The 16,627-nt window shown below is 46.3% G+C and carries 11 protein-coding genes; 8 read left to right on the plus strand and 3 right to left on the minus strand.

The features are described 5' to 3' along the window. The first annotated feature begins 33 nt into the window (after positions 1-33). The 7 genes from MKY92_RS12690 to MKY92_RS12720 all read left to right on the plus strand — a co-directional run bounded on the left by MKY92_RS12690 (position 34) and on the right by MKY92_RS12720 (position 11,893). The gene (locus MKY92_RS12690; RefSeq protein ID WP_339300985.1) at positions 34-6,744 is read left to right on the plus strand and encodes a hypothetical protein; all 6,711 of its coding nucleotides are present in this window, start codon (positions 34-36) and stop codon (positions 6,742-6,744) included. After that, positions 6,741-8,432 carry a hypothetical protein gene (locus MKY92_RS12695; protein ID WP_339300987.1) on the plus strand — a complete coding sequence of 564 codons (1,692 nt, stop codon included), beginning with the start codon at positions 6,741-6,743 and terminating at the stop codon, positions 8,430-8,432. The genes MKY92_RS12690 and MKY92_RS12695 overlap by 4 nt, the downstream gene beginning before the upstream one ends. A 153-nt stretch (positions 8,433-8,585) precedes the next feature. Beyond that, complete coding sequence (locus tag MKY92_RS12700; RefSeq protein WP_036608707.1) at positions 8,586-8,843, plus strand: YolD-like family protein; 258 nt, start codon at positions 8,586-8,588, stop codon at positions 8,841-8,843. Positions 8,844-8,943: 100 nt separating this feature from the next. Next, positions 8,944-9,063 carry a hypothetical protein gene (locus MKY92_RS12705; RefSeq protein WP_017688846.1) on the plus strand — a complete coding sequence of 40 codons (120 nt, stop codon included), beginning with the start codon at positions 8,944-8,946 and terminating at the stop codon, positions 9,061-9,063. 156 nt (positions 9,064-9,219) lie between these two features. Next, a complete protein-coding gene (locus MKY92_RS12710; RefSeq protein ID WP_017688845.1) occupies positions 9,220-9,723 on the plus strand; it encodes a ferritin in 504 nt (167 codons plus the stop codon). 473 nt (positions 9,724-10,196) lie between these two features. Continuing rightward, complete coding sequence (locus MKY92_RS12715) at positions 10,197-10,937, plus strand: polysaccharide deacetylase family protein (protein ID WP_339300990.1); 741 nt, start codon at positions 10,197-10,199, stop codon at positions 10,935-10,937. A 44-nt stretch (positions 10,938-10,981) separates the two neighbouring features. Next, entirely contained in the window at positions 10,982-11,893 is a 912-nt protein-coding gene (locus MKY92_RS12720; RefSeq protein ID WP_339300992.1) for a hypothetical protein, read from the plus strand. Positions 11,894-12,072: 179 nt separating this feature from the next. Here MKY92_RS12720 and MKY92_RS12725 read toward each other — a convergent pair whose 3' ends face one another. The 3 genes from MKY92_RS12725 to MKY92_RS12735 all read right to left on the minus strand — a co-directional run bounded on the left by MKY92_RS12725 (position 12,073) and on the right by MKY92_RS12735 (position 14,963). Further along, complete coding sequence (locus tag MKY92_RS12725) at positions 12,073-12,672, minus strand: response regulator transcription factor (protein WP_036608692.1); 600 nt, start codon at positions 12,670-12,672, stop codon at positions 12,073-12,075. After that, the gene (locus MKY92_RS12730; protein ID WP_339301776.1) at positions 12,669-13,817 is read right to left on the minus strand and encodes a sensor histidine kinase; all 1,149 of its coding nucleotides are present in this window, start codon (positions 13,815-13,817) and stop codon (positions 12,669-12,671) included. Before MKY92_RS12730 ends, MKY92_RS12725 begins: the two co-directional genes overlap by 4 nt. An 87-nt stretch (positions 13,818-13,904) precedes the next feature. Next, the gene (locus MKY92_RS12735) at positions 13,905-14,963 is read right to left on the minus strand and encodes a fatty acid desaturase (RefSeq protein ID WP_091016855.1); all 1,059 of its coding nucleotides are present in this window, start codon (positions 14,961-14,963) and stop codon (positions 13,905-13,907) included. A gap of 374 nt (positions 14,964-15,337) precedes the next feature. Here MKY92_RS12735 and MKY92_RS12740 point away from each other — a divergent pair, with 374 nt between their 5' ends. Beyond that, positions 15,338-16,177: a YitT family protein gene (locus MKY92_RS12740; RefSeq protein WP_017688839.1), complete on the plus strand. Its 840-nt coding sequence runs from the start codon at positions 15,338-15,340 to the stop codon at positions 16,175-16,177. Positions 16,178-16,627 lie beyond the last annotated feature (450 nt).

Consider the following 16,627-nt stretch of genomic DNA (forward strand, 5'->3'; position numbering starts at 1 on the left):
TTCCATATGTAGGAAATCATTGATGAAGGGGAGGTGATCTTCATTCCTCTTGTCGTTCGTTCAACCGTTAATGCTACGGGAGCAATTACATTTACAGGAAATACGCTTGGACTGAGTCGTTCGGAAACAGCGGGGGTACCCGGAACACAGGACAGTATTGGAGGTTTTATCACAACCAACACCAGCCTCCAGTACGGCACCTACCCTCTTGGAACTACAAGCTTGTATCAGAGCAACAGTTCAGCAGCCATTCTTACACTCCCTGCTGGAAGTACCGTTCTGTATGCAGAATTGATCTGGGGCGGCAGTTACATCAATGGTACAGTCAATCTGAGTTCTGCCATCAACAATCCGGTTACGTTTATTACACCAGCAGGGACTTCCAGTGTTATCCCAGATCCACTTACCTACAATCAATTCGATCTTGGGGGCGGTGGTGCTGGCTATGTGCGTTCAGCCAATGTTACTTCACTTGTACAAAATGGGGGAGCAGGTACATATATCACCGGAGCAGTGGTAGGGACTATTGTTATTACAAATGATTCCACGGCCAATCATGCGGGATGGACACTTGGGGTTATCTATCAGAATCCCAATCTGCCTTTTCGCAACATGTCTTTGCGTGCAGGGGGCGTACTCGTTCAATCCACTTCACCACCTGTCGTTACCACACTGACTGGATTTGCCACTCCGCTTTCGGGTGCATTGGGAGGGAGAGCGCTGTTCAGTGCGCAGGAGGGTGATGCGAACCGGACCGGGGATCAGGCATTGTTCGGTCCGACCTCAGCAACATCGGTTGCCTTGTCCGGGCCCAATAATCTGGCTGCGAACTTTTTTGCTTCCCAAATCAATGGTGATACGGGAGCGCTTAACACAACGGGCACTTTCGGAACTCGAAATCAGATCAACGGGGCTCCAGGCACCAATATTATCGGTGGTCGTCAAGGCTGGGATATTACCAATGTGGATGTTTCAGCAAGACTGATCAATAACCAGTCATCTGCGGTGTTGACATTAACAACTTCAGGTGATGCATACATTGTGAACGCGAATGCAATACAAGTTGATATTAATGCACCCAGGATCACATTGGCTAAGGCAACGGTCGCCACCGGTGCAGTTGCCGGAGATAGTATTCTATACTCGGTTACCGTTACCAATGCAGGCACTGCGAGTGCGGCCAGCGTTGTGTTATCCGATTCACTGCCTGCAGGTCTTACCTTTATTCCAGGCAGTGTCACGGTTGCAGGTGTGCCACGTCCAACACTTGATGTGACGGCAGGCATTCCGCTGGGTTCGTTAAGTTTATCCAGCAGTGTCGTTGTAACCTATCGAGCACTCATCGGTCAGGATGCAAGCATCCTGCAACTGGTGAATTCGGCCAATGCAGCCTTTACATTTCAAAGTGTAGCAGGGGGGCCGATCATTACCGGAGTTATTCCGTCCAATAACTCCACCCTTACTGTTTATTCGCCAAACCTGTCCATTGTGAAATCGGCGAGTACCACCAATGCCACGGTGGGTGACCTGGTAACATATACACTCCAAGTGAACAACGGAGGGAATGTTGCTGCCAACGTTACATTGAGGGATAACATTCCAAGTGGTAGCTCATATGTAGCAGGTAGCTTTCGTCTGAATGGAAATGTGGTTGCTGGCGCCAATCCGGTTACCGGCGTTAATCTGGGGAGCCTCGCGGCAGGAAGTACAAATACCGTGACCTTTCAGGTACTTGTAACAAGCTTGCCGACACCGCCGACTCTTGTGGATCAGGCTACGGCTTCTTATTCCTTCAATTCACCTGATGGTCGGACGATCACAGGAAACATCGCCTCGAATACCTTAACAATCCCGGTAACATTGCCCAATGTGAACACGGTAAAATCAGCATCAGTTACCGATGTTGCTGTCGGGGAGACCTTCACGTACACCGTAGTTACGACCAACAGCGGTATTCAGGTGATTAACAATGTGGTACTTACAGATGCGCTCCCTGCTGGAACAACTTTTGTTCCTGGCAGTGCAACCGTAAGGGGAACTGTCGTACCGTCTGCGAATCCGAGCAGTGGCATCTCTATTGGGGCATTGGCGGCCGGAAGTTCTGCAACGGTGACGTTTCAGGTGAATGTGCAGTCTCTGCCTGCTTCAGGTTCGTTAGTCAATCGAGCGGTAGTGTCCTATAGCTCTGGTTCGTTCACGGGTATTTCCAACTCCAATTCCATTACAACCCCTGTATACCAAGCCGTAGTCGGTATCAGCAAGTCGGCAAGCCAAACCAATGCGACACTGGGGGATCAGATTGCATACACACTTGCGGTCACGAACAGTGGAAACATAACGACTCAAGTGAATGTGACCGATACCATTCCAGCGGGGCTGACGTTTGTCCCGGATTCGGTAACCGTGAATGGTACTGCACGTCCTGGAGCCAGCCCGTTAACCGGAATAACACTGGGCAGCCTCCTGCCAGGAGTTACAGCTACGGTGGTGTTTCGCGTTACACTCACCACACTTCCTACTCCCCCAACACTGGAGAATCAAGGGACTGCAAGTTATACGTACCAGCTTCCAAGTGGACGGAATCTCTCCGGCAGCAGCTTATCCAATATCGTTCGGATACCTGCATCGGCTCCCAATGTTTCTATTAGTAAAACAGTAAACACACCGGATGCAACAGTAGGAGATGTGCTTACGTATACCGTTGTTGCAACAAACGCGGGTATTAGTGCAGTACAGAATCTGGTGATTTCGGATGCACCATCCGGCTCTGAATTTGTCCCGGGTAGTGTCACGATTAATGGATCTGCTGTTACGAGTGCAAGCCCCCTTGCGGGAATTGCAGTGGGTACATTGAATAGCTCAAGCAGTGTAACTGTGACCTATCAGACCAGAGTGAATTCTGTTCCATCCACGGGTCTGGTTAGTAACCGGGCCAATGCAGCATTTACATCAGGCAGTTTTAATGGTGTTTCTTCTTCTATATCAGTAAATACCCCCATATTTCTGCCAGTGATCCAAGTGGTCAAGTCAGCAAGTACAACAAGTTTGACGGTAGGCGATACGTTTAATTACACCATCCAGATAAACAATACAGGTAATATAGCTGCAACGGTTACCTTGACAGATCCCATTCCAGCAGGAGCAGTATTCAGCACAAATAGTGTCATTATTAATGGCGTACCTACACCTGGGGTCAGCCCGGAGTCGGGGATCAGTCTAGGAGAGATTGCTGCGGGCTTAGGTGCAACGGTCACCTTTGTTGCGACGGTTACCAGTTTGCCAGATGCAAGGCAGTTAATTAATCAGGCGGTTGCTTCATTTGCCTACACGCTTCCAAGTGGGAGAACGGTTGCGGGTCTCTCGTCATCAAACACCATCACTATTCCAGTGTCTCTGCCCAATGTTACGGTTGTCAACAGTGACAATGTAGAGTACGGCGTAGTCGGGGATGTCATTCGATACACATCTGTTATTCGTAATAACGGCACAGTAGCCGTTAATAATGTGGTATATGTCAATCCTCTTCCTTCGAATACCCCATTTGTACCCGGAAGTGTCATTGTGAACGGGACTTCGTTCCCGCTCTCCAATCCGACAGCCGGCATTCCAATCGGTACGTTGGCTCCAGGAGCCGAGGTTACCGTAACTTTTGAGGTGACGATTACCATGCCGATTCCTTCGCAGATTAACAATCAGTCGACGGTCAGCTTCACATCCGGTTCATTTTCAGGGTCATCATCGTCCAATACCACTCAGACTCCGGTCATACAACCGCAGATTTCACTTGTCAAAACGGCAAATACCGTAAATGCAACTGTAGGTGATACGGTTGTATACACGGTAACAGTCAGCAACACAGGCAATCTGGAGGCAAATGTTACCGTGACAGATACCATTCCTGCTGCGACTACTTTAGTAGCCAACAGTGTTGTGGTATCTGGTGTACCACAACCTGGAGCGACGCCAGCAGCTGGCATTCCGGTAGGCATTGTAGCAGCGGGGGCGACGGCTGTTGTCACGTTTGCCGTTGTTGTGGATTCACTTCCATCTCCGCAACAACTTAGTAATTTTGCTACATCATCCTTTACATTTACACCCCCAGATGGGCGGACGTTAACTGGCTCAGCCACATCGAATACACTCACGTTCCCGGTCTCGTCACCAAACGTCGCTGTTGTCAAAAGCACAGCTTCCACTGCGGCAACTGTAGGTGATACGGTGACCTATTCCATTCTGGTGACCAACAGTGGAATTGCACCGGTGAACAATATTCAGTTTTCGGATCCGATTCCAGCCGGCGCCTCCTTTGTTACAGGGAGTGTCACAGTGAATGGGGTTGCGCAACCTGGAGCCAATCCGGCAGGTGGGGTATCCCTTGGGACATTGGGGCCCGGAACGTCCGCGACGGTGACGTTCAGTATCCGTGTCGACGTGATCCCGCCAAGCAATCAGTTGAGCAATCGCTCTACGGTCAGTTTTACCTCAGGTACATTCTCAAGCACAACCTTTTCAAATACCGTGGTCACTCCGGTGTACCAGCCTATTGTTTCAGCACAAAAAACAGCCAGTACACAAAATGCTACCGTTGGGGATACGGTCAGCTACACGATAACCGTGAGCAATCAGGGAAACTATGGAGCCCAGATTAACCTGACAGATAACCTTCCAGCCGGAACCATCCTTGTTCCAAATAGCGTTATTGTGAACGGTCAACCACTGCCAGCAGGAAATCCGGCAACGGGCATCCCCGCAGGCAATGTGGCTCCCGGAGCTACGACCACCATTACCTTTTCAGTGGTTGTTGATACGCTGCCAAGTCCGCAACAACTGGTGAATCAGGCTACGGTAGCTCTATCATATACATTGCCGGATGGGCGGAACATCACGGAGTCTGTTCTATCCAATGTGCTGACTATTACTGTATCGGCACCGGATGTCGATGTCGTCAAATCAACAACTTCGACGGCGGTATCTGTTGGTGATGTCGTAACGTATAGCATCGCGGTAACCAATAACGGAATTGCAACGGTGAACAATGTGGTTTTCACGGATGCAGTGCCGACAAGTGCCGTTCTTGCGCCAACCGGCGTGTTTGTCGATGGTGTTTTGCGCCCTGGTGCCAATCCTTCTACGGGAATAACGCTTGGTTCCATCGCACCTGGCGTTACGGTAACCGTTGTATTTAGTGTGCAGGTTACGGCGCTCCCGGCGAGTGCAGTGTTAAACAATCAGTCCACGGTCAGCTTTACATCAGGGGCTTTCTCAGCGACCACATTTTCCAACACAGTTACAACTCCGGTCTATCAACCTATTCTGGCTGCAGTCAAAACGGGAGATCAGACAGTAGCCACAGTGGGGGATACCGTTGTGTACAGCATCGCCATTTCCAATACAGGGAACTATGGGGCATCTGTCACGTTAACGGATACCATTCCGGCAGGAACAGAGCTTGTTCCAAATAGCGTTATTATTAACGGGGCTTCTGCGCCAGGTGCAGATCCAGCTTCGGGTATTCCGCTTGGTGTCGTTTCCACAACAACTCTAGTTACCTTTTCCGTGGTGATTGTGACGTTACCTTTGAGCCAGTCCATTACCAATCAGGCTTCTGCGACATTTTCGTATACCCTACCTGATGGAAGAACACTTGGAGGCACGATTACGTCCAACGCACTCAACATTCAAGTATCTGCTCCGAATGTGAGTGTAGTCAAGACGGCTTCGGTAGTCGATGCCGTGGTAGGCGACACGATTGTATATGAAATGGTTGTGACCAATGAAGGAATTGACCCGGTAAACAACATTGTGATCACCGATCCGATTAACCCAGCCACCACATTTGTTACAGGCAGTGTTCTGGTGGACGGCGTCCCACGTGCCTTGGCCAACCCTGCGCTGGGCATAGCCCTTGGTAGTTTAGCCCCTGGAGCATCGATAGCGGTATCGTATGCAGTGCGGGTCAATACACTGCCAACACCACCGGAAGTAAGCAGTCAGTCTTCCGTAAGTTTCACATCGGGTGTTTTCTCGGGAGCAGCGTATTCCAATACGGTTGTAACACCAATCTATCAGCCGATTATTGCCTTAACCAAAACAGGGAGCACTTCCAATGCAACGATTGGTGACACCATCACGTATTCTTTTGCCATTATTAATAGTGGGAATCTTGCTGCTAATTTGACATTAATCGACAGTATACCGAACGGAGCGGTGCTGCTTCCCAACAGTGTTCTGATTGATGGTGTTCCACAGCCAGGTGCCAATCCGGAGACGGGCATCGTTGTGGGTACCATACCGTCCGGAGGTACGGTTACTGTAACGGTTACCCTCGAAGTGACTGTAGATTCGTTGCCGCAGGATCAGCAACTGGTTAACCAGGCGGTGGCCAACTATACATTTAGCCCACCCGATGGGCGTCTGTTGACGGGGACCGTATCTTCGAATGTTCTGGTTATCCCTGTATCTGCACCAAATGTTGTTGTTGCCAAAAGCACAAGTGCCATTGATGCAGTTGTTGGTGATGTAATCACCTATACGGTTGTAGTAACCAATAGCGGCATTGAAGTGGTGAATAATGTGGTCATGGTTGACCCGGTACCTGTCGGTACAGTATTTGTGCCAGGAAGTGTTACGGTGGATGGTGTGCCAAGACCAACAGGCAATCCGAATACAGGCATCACGCTTGGTTCGATTGCTGCGGGTGCTTCCGTTACGGTTACATTCAGAGTAGAGGTTGTGGTGATATGAGCCAATCTTCCGGTCCGTTGTCCCATTGGCTAAAGAATCAGTCCCTGGTTCGATTCAGCTCGGGTGCGACTGAACTGGAACAGGTATCCTATTCGAATACGGTTGTAACACCGTGGATCGGCCCCAGGCTTGAAGTCAGAAAAGTCTGCAATGTCACAGAGGCTGCCTTGGGGCAGTCTCTTATCTACCGTGTTGAAATTGTTAACACCGGAAATCTTACGGCCCTAGTGCACCTATTGGATCAGCTATCTGCAGAGACGGCACTGCTTCCCAACAGTGTATTGCGTGATGGTATTCCATTACCGGGAGCATCACCGGAGAGAGGATTGCCTCCAGCTGAAATCGCGCCGGGAGCCACGTTGCGATACCACTTCCAAGTTGTAATCTTGCGTTTACCTGAGGCACTGAAGCTGCTGAATCAGGCACAGGTTAACTATGAGTTTTTGACACCGGAAGGCAGAACGGTTACGGGTATGGAACAATCCAATATCGTGGAGGTCAATCTGGTCTCATCCCGGCTGGAGATATCCTTGCAGGCGGATCGCATTTATACCTTCTCAGGGGATATTGTCATGTACACCGTCATCGTGAGCAATCCGGGTTTTATTGCAGCCACGAATGCCCAAGTAACGATTTCTTTGCCACGAGGTATTGTTTTTATAGCTGCCAGTGTCATCGTAGATGAAATGTTTGCGCCACAAGTAACGCCTGATACGGGCATACAACTTGGAGAGATTTTGCCTGGAAGCTCAATTAGGATCCAATATCGGGTTCAGGTTATGTCGGGAAGCGATGCGAACGGAATATCAAGTGTAGCTGCACTGACGTATATCTCGGCAGGGCAGCAGGAAACGGTCTACTCCAATCAGGTTACCCTGGAAGTGATACAGCCCCAGGTCTCTGTGCTGAAAAGTGTACTCCCGCTAACGGCCACATTGGGTGATGTCGTCCAATATAATATTACCGTCTCCAATGCAAGCAGTTATGCGGTGGATGGAACTCTCCTGGATGTACTGCCAACAGGTGTGACATTTATCGAAGGCAGTCTGGGCTGGAATGGGGTTAAACGTCCCGGATCCAATCTGGCTAAAGGGCTTAATCTGGGGACGTTGACAGCACGGTCGGTTCTGAATATTCAGTTCGAAGCGAAGCTTCCAGATCGAGATGAATCGATGCCTGATGACTACAGGTATGTGAATCATGCTAGCCTAATGTATATATTTCGATTGCCAGATTCACGATCAGTGCAGCGGATGATTACATCCAATGAAGCTGTGGTTGAATTAAAAGCGCCGATAATTCAGGCTTCTGTTCAAGTGACACCCACTTTGGTCGAGCAGGGAGGTACGGTCACTTTTCAGGTACGTGTGGAGAATACGGGCAATTTGCCGGCACGTGTACAACTTGGGAGCATTCTACCTGAGGGTGCCAGATGGCTTGGGCAAGCTACGGGTGAGATCCAATTGAGCTTACCAGAGTATTCCACACCACGGGTTCTGCATGTGGGTGTGATTGAGCCTGGAACGGAAAAGAACATCTCCTATGTAGCGAAGTTAGCTTCTGAGAAGACGGGGACGCTCCAAGGAGCCTTGATTGCTAGGTACACGTATGAATGGAATGGACAAAAACGGGCTGGCGAAACCCGTTCGAATGAGTACAGCATCATTGTGGAGTATGGAGAAGAATAGGAGGTATCAAGGTTAACGGTCACTTGCCTGAGGAATTCGCTCATTCTGGATGCCATGAGATTACACGAACGTAAATGAATGGTATACTAATTGAATATGAACTCGGCAATCAACCCGTGGAATCGGGACGTCGGAGTAGAGGAGGCAGCCACATTGGCAAAAGCAAAAGTAGCAAAAAGACCTACACGGGATGAGTTTGAACTTGAAGAGTTGGGAAACCAGCTGGTTGAAGCCTTTCGGGAACGTTCGGAAGTACTGTTGACGGTATGGGGCAAAGAAGATCAGGTGCAAGGAGTCATCGTCAAAATGGACTCCCGTACACGACTCGTGCATGTAGAGTATACCGAAGAAGAGTTCACGGCGAAGGTGCCTTTTCTGGATATCATGCGTGTGCAATCTCCCCGGTACTGAACGAAAAAAACAGCAAATTGAATAATTAGGGCATCCGCCCTGTCAAAGTCGTTCTTCCTGCATAAGATATCCCATACCTGTTGCAGAGGAGGTACGGTCAATGAGCGAAGTATTAGGTGGAGAAACAAGAGGCTACGGATACGGAGGTTTCACTTCTGTAGGTGCCATTCTGGTTCTGTTCATCCTGTTGGTTATCATCTCCAAAGCGTTCTTGGTATAATTGCATATCTCTAAAGAATGAAAGAAGCTCTGCCATCGCGGCAGAGCTTTTTTGTACGTTCAGTCATTGGCGAATTTTGTAGAAAATCGGTGTAAGTCCTGCTTACGTTATGTTAGAATATAACCATCCCTAGAGAAAGAAAGAGGTGTTTTGATTATGAGCCAAGCGTTAACAGAATCTTTAAATGAACAGATGAATTTTGAGTTTTATTCCGCTCATGTATATCTGGCTATGGCAGCCTATTGTTCCAGCAAAAGTCTGGATGGATTTGCGAACTTCTTCATCGTGCAAGCGGAAGAAGAGCGATTCCATGGCATGAAAATATACAAATTCCTGAATGATCGTGGACAACGTGCCACACTTGCGGCTTTGCCAGAACCGAAGAATGAATATGCTTCGATGCTGGATGTATTTGAACATGGTTATGCTCATGAACAGCAAAACACGAAAAAATTCTACAATCTGGCTGACATCGCTCTGAATGAACGTGAACATGCAACGATGTATTTCCTGAAATGGTTCATTGATGAGCAGGTTGAAGAGGAAGCATTGTTTGACAACATTATTCAGAAGCTGCGCCGCATTGAAAAAGACAGCAATGCCTTCTACATGCTGGATGCCGAGTTTGGCAAACGTTCGTTCACTGCTCCTGCTGAATAAATGCATGTAGGGAGTCAATAAAATTCAAGCGTCAAAACACCATTTACATACAGCATGAGGTTATGATTCTGAAAGAGCAATGGGGGCAATCCCATTGCCAGGGATGATGGTTTGATGCCATATGCTGATTGAAGACAAAGAAGCCTGCACTTGTGCAGGTTTTTTTGCATGCAACGATATTTAATGATTGTATTGATTTGCTTGAATTGGAGTAAAGGTCTATCAAAATTCTGAATATGGGTAATAGAGGATATGTCACAATTGATCTATCCTGACGGGATCTTATTTTGCGCAAATCTATCAAATTCGTATTAAATTTTCGGTTTATCTGACAAAAGTGTAACTCTACCGTAGCCTTTGGAGCGAGAACAGGAGCCACTATTTTTGATAGTATTAGGATTAATCGCCAAGGGATGAAGGTAGAAAAACATGGACACCCGGGGAAATATAACACATAAGGGAGACTTTAAATTATGCTACATATTCGCAAATCTATCATGGTCACACTTGCTATTCTACTAATCATTCCACTATTATTGCCGCAGTCGGTATCTGCCAAATCTGCTTCATCCAAGGATAGTGCAAGCAAAGCAAATTCCAAAATCATATACCTGACGTTTGATGATGGCCCAACCGCTCATACGGGTCAGTTACTGGATATTCTGGATCAGTATCATGCGAAGGCAACGTTTTTCATGCTGGGTCCTCAGATGGAGCAATTTCAGAAGGCTACCAAACGAATCGTAGCTGACGGGCATGGATTGGGTCTGCATGGTGTGACTCACGTTCCAGGCAAATTCTATAAATCTGCATATAGCGGTTTGAAAGAGATGCAACAGGCCAATGTAAGTCTGAACAAGGTTGCCGGAGCTAAAACAAGTCTCGTGCGGACACCATATGGTAGTAAACCGTATCTCAAACCGGCATTCCGGAATGTACTGCTGGGCCAGGGGGGATTCCACCTATGGGATTGGAATGTGGATTCGGAAGACTGGAAATACAAGAAAGATCACCAGAAAGTCTATAACAGTGTAATGAAGCAGATCCACAATGTGCAAAAGAGCGGAACAACACCTGTTGTGCTTATGCACGACCAGGAAGCAACGCTGAAAGTATTACCGCAAGTATTAAAAACATTGAAGGCAGAAGGGTATCGTTTCGAAGTATTGAGCAAAAAAGTGCAGCCGGTTAACTTCTGGAACGACAAGCGTTAATCTTTTTAATTTTTCGATTGGCTACAACGAAGGAGGTACACATCATGAAGAAACAACCATTATGGATCACGATTCCAGTAACGACAGCCGTTTTACTTGCTCTGGCAGGATGTGGCGGACCGGATTCAAATGCAGCATCATCAGAGAATAGTTCTTCACCAACGACAACCGTGGGTGAGCAGACCGAGACTGGCAGTGGTGGTGCTGATTTCTCTAATGAAAATGAAACGGGAACCAAAGAGAATACGGGCACAACCGATAATGAAAACACATCAGGATCCAAGGCAAACGACAACCAGGTTGCCACTGGTCAATCAGGTGTGAATGATGTGATCAAGCAAGTTCGCAACCAGTTGAAGATGAAGGATGCAGCGTTACCCACTTCATTCACATTGGACAAGGGTACGTCTTTGGGTGCGGCAATACTGTCCAATACTGCTGATGCATTTAAAGTAAACTTCTACGCTACCACTCAGTCTGTTGCCATTAATGATCAATCTTTAACTGCATCCGACAGTAAGATACCTGTACTGGCTTCCTATGAAGTGAAGACCTATAAGGACCCGAATCAGCCAGAAATTTTCCCTGAGACGGACCTGAAAGATATTCCAGCAGATATGGCTGTGGATCTGGGACATGGCATTAAAGGTATGAGTGAAGGTGCCGCAGGCAGTCAATATCTGACTTGGCAGGAAGGTAGATGGACGCTGGAAATTCGTTCGGTATCCGAAGATGAAATGAATAATCCGGGCATAGCGAAGAAAATGGTGGAGTACCTGGAGTCATATACCTTGCCTGTACCCAAAGATAAAGGATATATTAAAGTTGAATATCCAAGTGGTGGAAAGTCTGTTCATGTAACGATCTCATGGCAGGACGGTAACCAAATTCATCAGCTTAAGACCGATCAAGTGCCACTAGAGGCTCTTGGCATGGCTGTATCTGTGAAATCTTGAGTGTTTTACGGATATTCTGCAAAGAAGAAGAGATGAGTGTTGGATTATTACGATACACATAAAAAAGCTTGGCCCAGGAAGAAATTGCTGGGCCAAGCTTTTTATTTTGAGCATGTTATCGCAGCTTATGCAGCCGGGTTAAATGCTTATTTTTGTTTCAATGGGTTAAAGCGGTACTTTCATTTGAACCACCCTTTTTCCTTGGAGCGAGTGATGGCCTCAATGCGATTACTGGCATTTAACTTGTTGAGAATAATGGAGATGTAGTTACGTACCGTGCCCGTTGTGATGAACAGATGCCCGGCGATTTCCTTGGTGTTCTTCCCATCTGCCATGAGGCCTAGTACGGCATTCTCCCGTTCTGTCAGAGGGTTTTCTTCTACATAAGCTTCATCTACCAAGTCCGGAGCGAAGATGCGTCTGCCATTCATAACTTGGCGGATCGACTCGGCAAGTTCTTCAATTGGACTGTCTTTGAGCAGGTAACCACGGACACCGCCCTTTAGGGCACGTTCAAAATATCCGGTCCGGGCAAAAGTGGTCAGGATAATGACCTTACAGCTCATTCCTTTGAGTTCTTCTGCGGCTTCAAGGCCGCTTTTCACGGGCATTTCTATATCCATCAGACAGATGTCTGGTGCAAGCTCCTGGACAAGGGCAAGGGCTTCCTGGCCGTTGCTGGCACGTCCGACGACTTCCATATCTTCCTCCAGATTGAGGAGTGAAGACAAGGCGCCGAGCATCATGCGCTGATCTTCCGCGATTACAATTCTAATCATGATTCTGCCTCCTTTATCGGTTTGCGGACGAGTTTGGGAACATGAATGATGATCGCTGTGCCCTGGATGTCTGTTGCAGAGCGAATATCCAGACAACCATTCACAAATTCAAGTCGTTCTTTCATGCCCAAAATTCCTGTTCCGCGCCGATCCTGTTTGCGAGTTCGTTCTATTCCAATACCGTTATCTTGAACGGTTAATACATTATCCGCTAGGGTTTCCTTAATAATGATAGTACAGGCTGTTGCCTGACTGTGTTTGACGACATTGGTAACAGCTTCTTTCAAGCACATACCGAGCACATTTTCATTCAATTGTGACGTATCCTGTAACTTCGGATTACCTTCCAGCACAAATTCAATCGAAGCGGCCTTCAGAATCTGCTCCGCCCGGAACAGTTCATCAACCAATTGTGTACCACGCATGGTGGTGACCATTTCTCGGACTTCCTTCAGAGCTGTACTTGCCGTTTGTCTGAGGTCGTTCAATTCGATCTCGGCCTGATCGGGATTACTGCGGAGCAACCGTCTCGCCAGATCGGTTTTCAGACCGATCAGAGAGAGCTTCTGTCCAAGTGTATCGTGCAGATCACGAGCGATACGCTGGCGTTCTTCCATTTTTACGAGATCATCAAGTCGCTTGTTCGCATTCTCCAATTGGCCTTCCAAATGTTCAGTTTTGTTTTTGTTATACGTACTGATTGGGAGCAGGATGGAGGCCATTAAGCTGATGAATACAAACGGGAGTTGGCTCACCAACAGAGAACTCTGATTAATGAAACCGTAATTAATGGTTACGAAACTGGCTCCCAGGTTCACCGAGTAGAGGGTGAAGAATCCGGCTTTATTTTTAATATTCCCAATAAAAAAAGCAAGAAACAATGAGAAATACGCATAATCATAGGCGATCGTCATCGTAATGGATATGGCAATAAGCATTCCAATCCACATGTACACCTGCCAGCCCTTGGTGATGAAGGCGAGCAGGTAACAGACGAAGAAAACGAGGATAATGATGATGCCGGTTACCATCGTCCATAATTTAGAATATTGCGATATAAAATAGAATGGCAGGATGAAAAAGGCGAGCCATACATAAAGGTTCAACCCTGTTTTTTTATAAAAATTTTGCATCCACTTTTGAATGTAATTCTCCTCCTTGCACTTGTACTCAACTTTAGCATGACTGTAGCATGACTATGGCTTGAACACAAGAAAACGAATCCGACAGAGTTAAGGCTTCTCTGTCAGACCCGCTGGATTGGTTACTCGGATAGGCGGTTGAACATACGGCTTGCGGGATAAGTTTTTGAGCTGTCTGAAGCTAATAAACTGTTTGGAATCTTCATCCCACAGACGGAAGCGCAGGGCAACCAGACTGGAACGTAGTGTAATAGTTGTTGCTTTTTGCAAAGGTGGTGTTGCGTTATGTGCTTCTTCCAAGAAATAGTTAGGTACACGTGGGCTCAAGTGATGCACATGGTGGAACCCGATATTACCACTGATCCATTGCAATAATTTTGGCAATTTGTAATAAGAACTGCCTTCAACAGCTGCTTTTACATAACTCCATTCATCTTCATGTTCAAAATACGTCTCTTCGAACTGATGTTGAACGTAGAACAGCCAGATCCCAAAGAAACCGGAGAAGAAGAAGATAGGTGCCTGCACCATTACAAAAGCTTGCCATCCAACTAACCATGACATGAATGCATAGAGCACTACGATCAATACGGTAGTCAGGTGTGTATTGATACGTTCTTTACGTCTAGCACCTTTGCGGTTAAAACGGTAAGCCAACAGAAACACATAAATGGGTCCGATACAAAACAATACAAACGGGTTACGATAAATCCGATAGAAGAGACGTCCCCAAGGAGAAGCTGCTTTGTATTCGTCAACCGTCATAACCCAGATATCACCTACACCACGTTTATCAAGATTACTGCTTGTTGCGTGGTGGATGGAATGCTCGTTTTTCCACTGCTGATAGGGTGTAACTGTTAATACACCAGTAATGGTACCGAGAATATCATTGGCGCGTTTGCTCTTGAAGAATGAACCATGACAGCAGTCATGGAAAATAATAAAGGTCCGAAGTACAAATCCGGATGCCACCAAGGCAATCGGGAAGGTCAGCCAGTAGGAGACCGATAAGCTAAAGTAAGCTGCAGCCCATAACAAGAAGAGCGGGAGCAATGTATTGATTAACTGGCGGATACTTAATCTGAGATCATTTTTTTCGTAGGGGGTAACTTCTTTTTTTAAGGCCATTTCTTTTGATCTGTTCATAAAATTGTGTCCTCCTTCAATCGTTATAACTGTAATCAGCTACAACTTGGCGTTTCCCGCTAGACTTTCCTGTGGGAAGCGTTTTTATCATTGTAAAACAATCCGAACATGACAGTAAGTCATAAACGTCAGCCTTCTGTAATGATGAATATCAATGATGGACCATGACATTTGTCATGGGTGCATGATGCTCAATAGCTCTGTAGAAGACAGAAGAGCAGGTTTTACTAATTCCTTTGCACAAATTACGCAACAATTTGTATTATGTATACAAATTTTGTTGGGAGCATGGTAAAATCTATCCTTGAGTGGTTATGACAACTTATGAGACGGGTCGATTAGGTTGATTTCTGATGGATTGGATGGAATGCATAATGAAGAAACGAATTACGGATATCCTATTTATTATGGCAGGTGCATTTCTGTTTGCACTGGCGGTGAACCTGTTTGTCATCCCGAACGATTTGGCTGAAGGTGGCGTCACGGGTATCACGATTATTTTGTATTACCTGTTTGAATGGTCCCCTGGACTGATGAACTTGATCCTGAACGGTATTTTGTTAATTGTGGGATATCGGTTTCTTGATAAAACGACTACGGTATATACAATTATTGCAGTGGTATTTAACTCGTTGTTCCTGCATCTGACGGAGAGTTGGACGATTGCATCGGATGAACTCTGGATCAATACCATTTTTGCTGGATTATTTGCCGGTCTAGGTATTGGCTTGATTGTTAGAGTGGGTGGCACAACGGCGGGAACAGTGATCCTGGCCCGACTTGCCAACAAATATCTGGATTGGAATATCAGTTACGGACTTCTGTTCTTCGATCTGATTGTGGCTTTCTCCTCATACTTCATCATTGGACCACAAGGATTAATGTGTACAATTGTCTTGCTGTTTGTTGGAACCAAAACAATGGAGTTCATTATTGAAGGGCTCAATCCGAAAAAAGCAGTCATGATTATCTCTTCCAAACAGGATGAAATCGCAAAGCAAGTCATTGAGAAGATGGATCGCGGAGTAACCGTCCTGTCCGGTCATGGCTATTACACAAAAAATAAGAAAGAAATTCTATACATTGTGATTAGCAAGCAGGAAGTTTCTATGCTGAAGAAGATTGTACGAGCAGAAGATGAGATTGCATTTATCACCATTCATGACGTTCGTGATGTTTTTGGTGAAGGATTTATTGAACTCTCCAAAACTTGATGAATATATGTATATAAGGAAGAAAAAAGTTGCGGTGAAATATCACCGCAACTTTTTTTGATAGGATAATGGTATACGGTATTAATCTAGTTCCAAAAGAAAGAACCCTTCTCTATAGAGAAGGGCAAAAGAGTATTAATAATGTCTTCTTTTTTTGACTCCACAATATTCAACAGTGACATGACAGTGTTTTTTACACTTTGTAGGGACATATTTAACTTTGGTAACACAAGTTTTCGTAATTTTTTTGTAAAAACACTTTGGTCTTGGATGATGACATTTATGATGCTTTCTGTACATATTAAAACCTCCCTGATCGTGATAAGGTATTCTATGAACAGGTCACTGTTTCGGAAATGTATAAACGTCTATTATTGTATAATAATTCCTTTATTAGGCTTTTGTGTTACAGGTGAAGGTATGGTCCGTTCTACTAAAAGAGTGCAATGA

It is taken from the genome of Paenibacillus sp. FSL R5-0623 (assembly GCF_037974265.1).
Lineage (GTDB): Bacteria > Bacillota > Bacilli > Paenibacillales > Paenibacillaceae > Paenibacillus.

Excerpts from the sequence above, each read along its gene's own strand:
- MKY92_RS12740 (WP_017688839.1), top strand. The coding sequence starts at position 15,338 with ATGAAGAAACGAATTACGGATATCCTATTTATTATGGCAGGTGCATTT.
- MKY92_RS12705 (WP_017688846.1), top strand. The coding sequence starts at position 8,944 with ATGAGCGAAGTATTAGGTGGAGAAACAAGAGGCTACGGATACGGAGGT.
- MKY92_RS12720 (WP_339300992.1), top strand. The coding sequence starts at position 10,982 with ATGAAGAAACAACCATTATGGATCACGATTCCAGTAACGACAGCCGTT.
- MKY92_RS12725 (WP_036608692.1), bottom strand. The coding sequence starts at position 12,672 with ATGATTAGAATTGTAATCGCGGAAGATCAGCGCATGATGCTCGGCGCC.
- MKY92_RS12695 (WP_339300987.1), top strand. The coding sequence starts at position 6,741 with ATGAGCCAATCTTCCGGTCCGTTGTCCCATTGGCTAAAGAATCAGTCC.
- MKY92_RS12735 (WP_091016855.1), bottom strand. The coding sequence starts at position 14,963 with ATGAACAGATCAAAAGAAATGGCCTTAAAAAAAGAAGTTACCCCCTAC.
- MKY92_RS12715 (WP_339300990.1), top strand. The coding sequence starts at position 10,197 with ATGCTACATATTCGCAAATCTATCATGGTCACACTTGCTATTCTACTA.
- MKY92_RS12710 (WP_017688845.1), top strand. The coding sequence starts at position 9,220 with ATGAGCCAAGCGTTAACAGAATCTTTAAATGAACAGATGAATTTTGAG.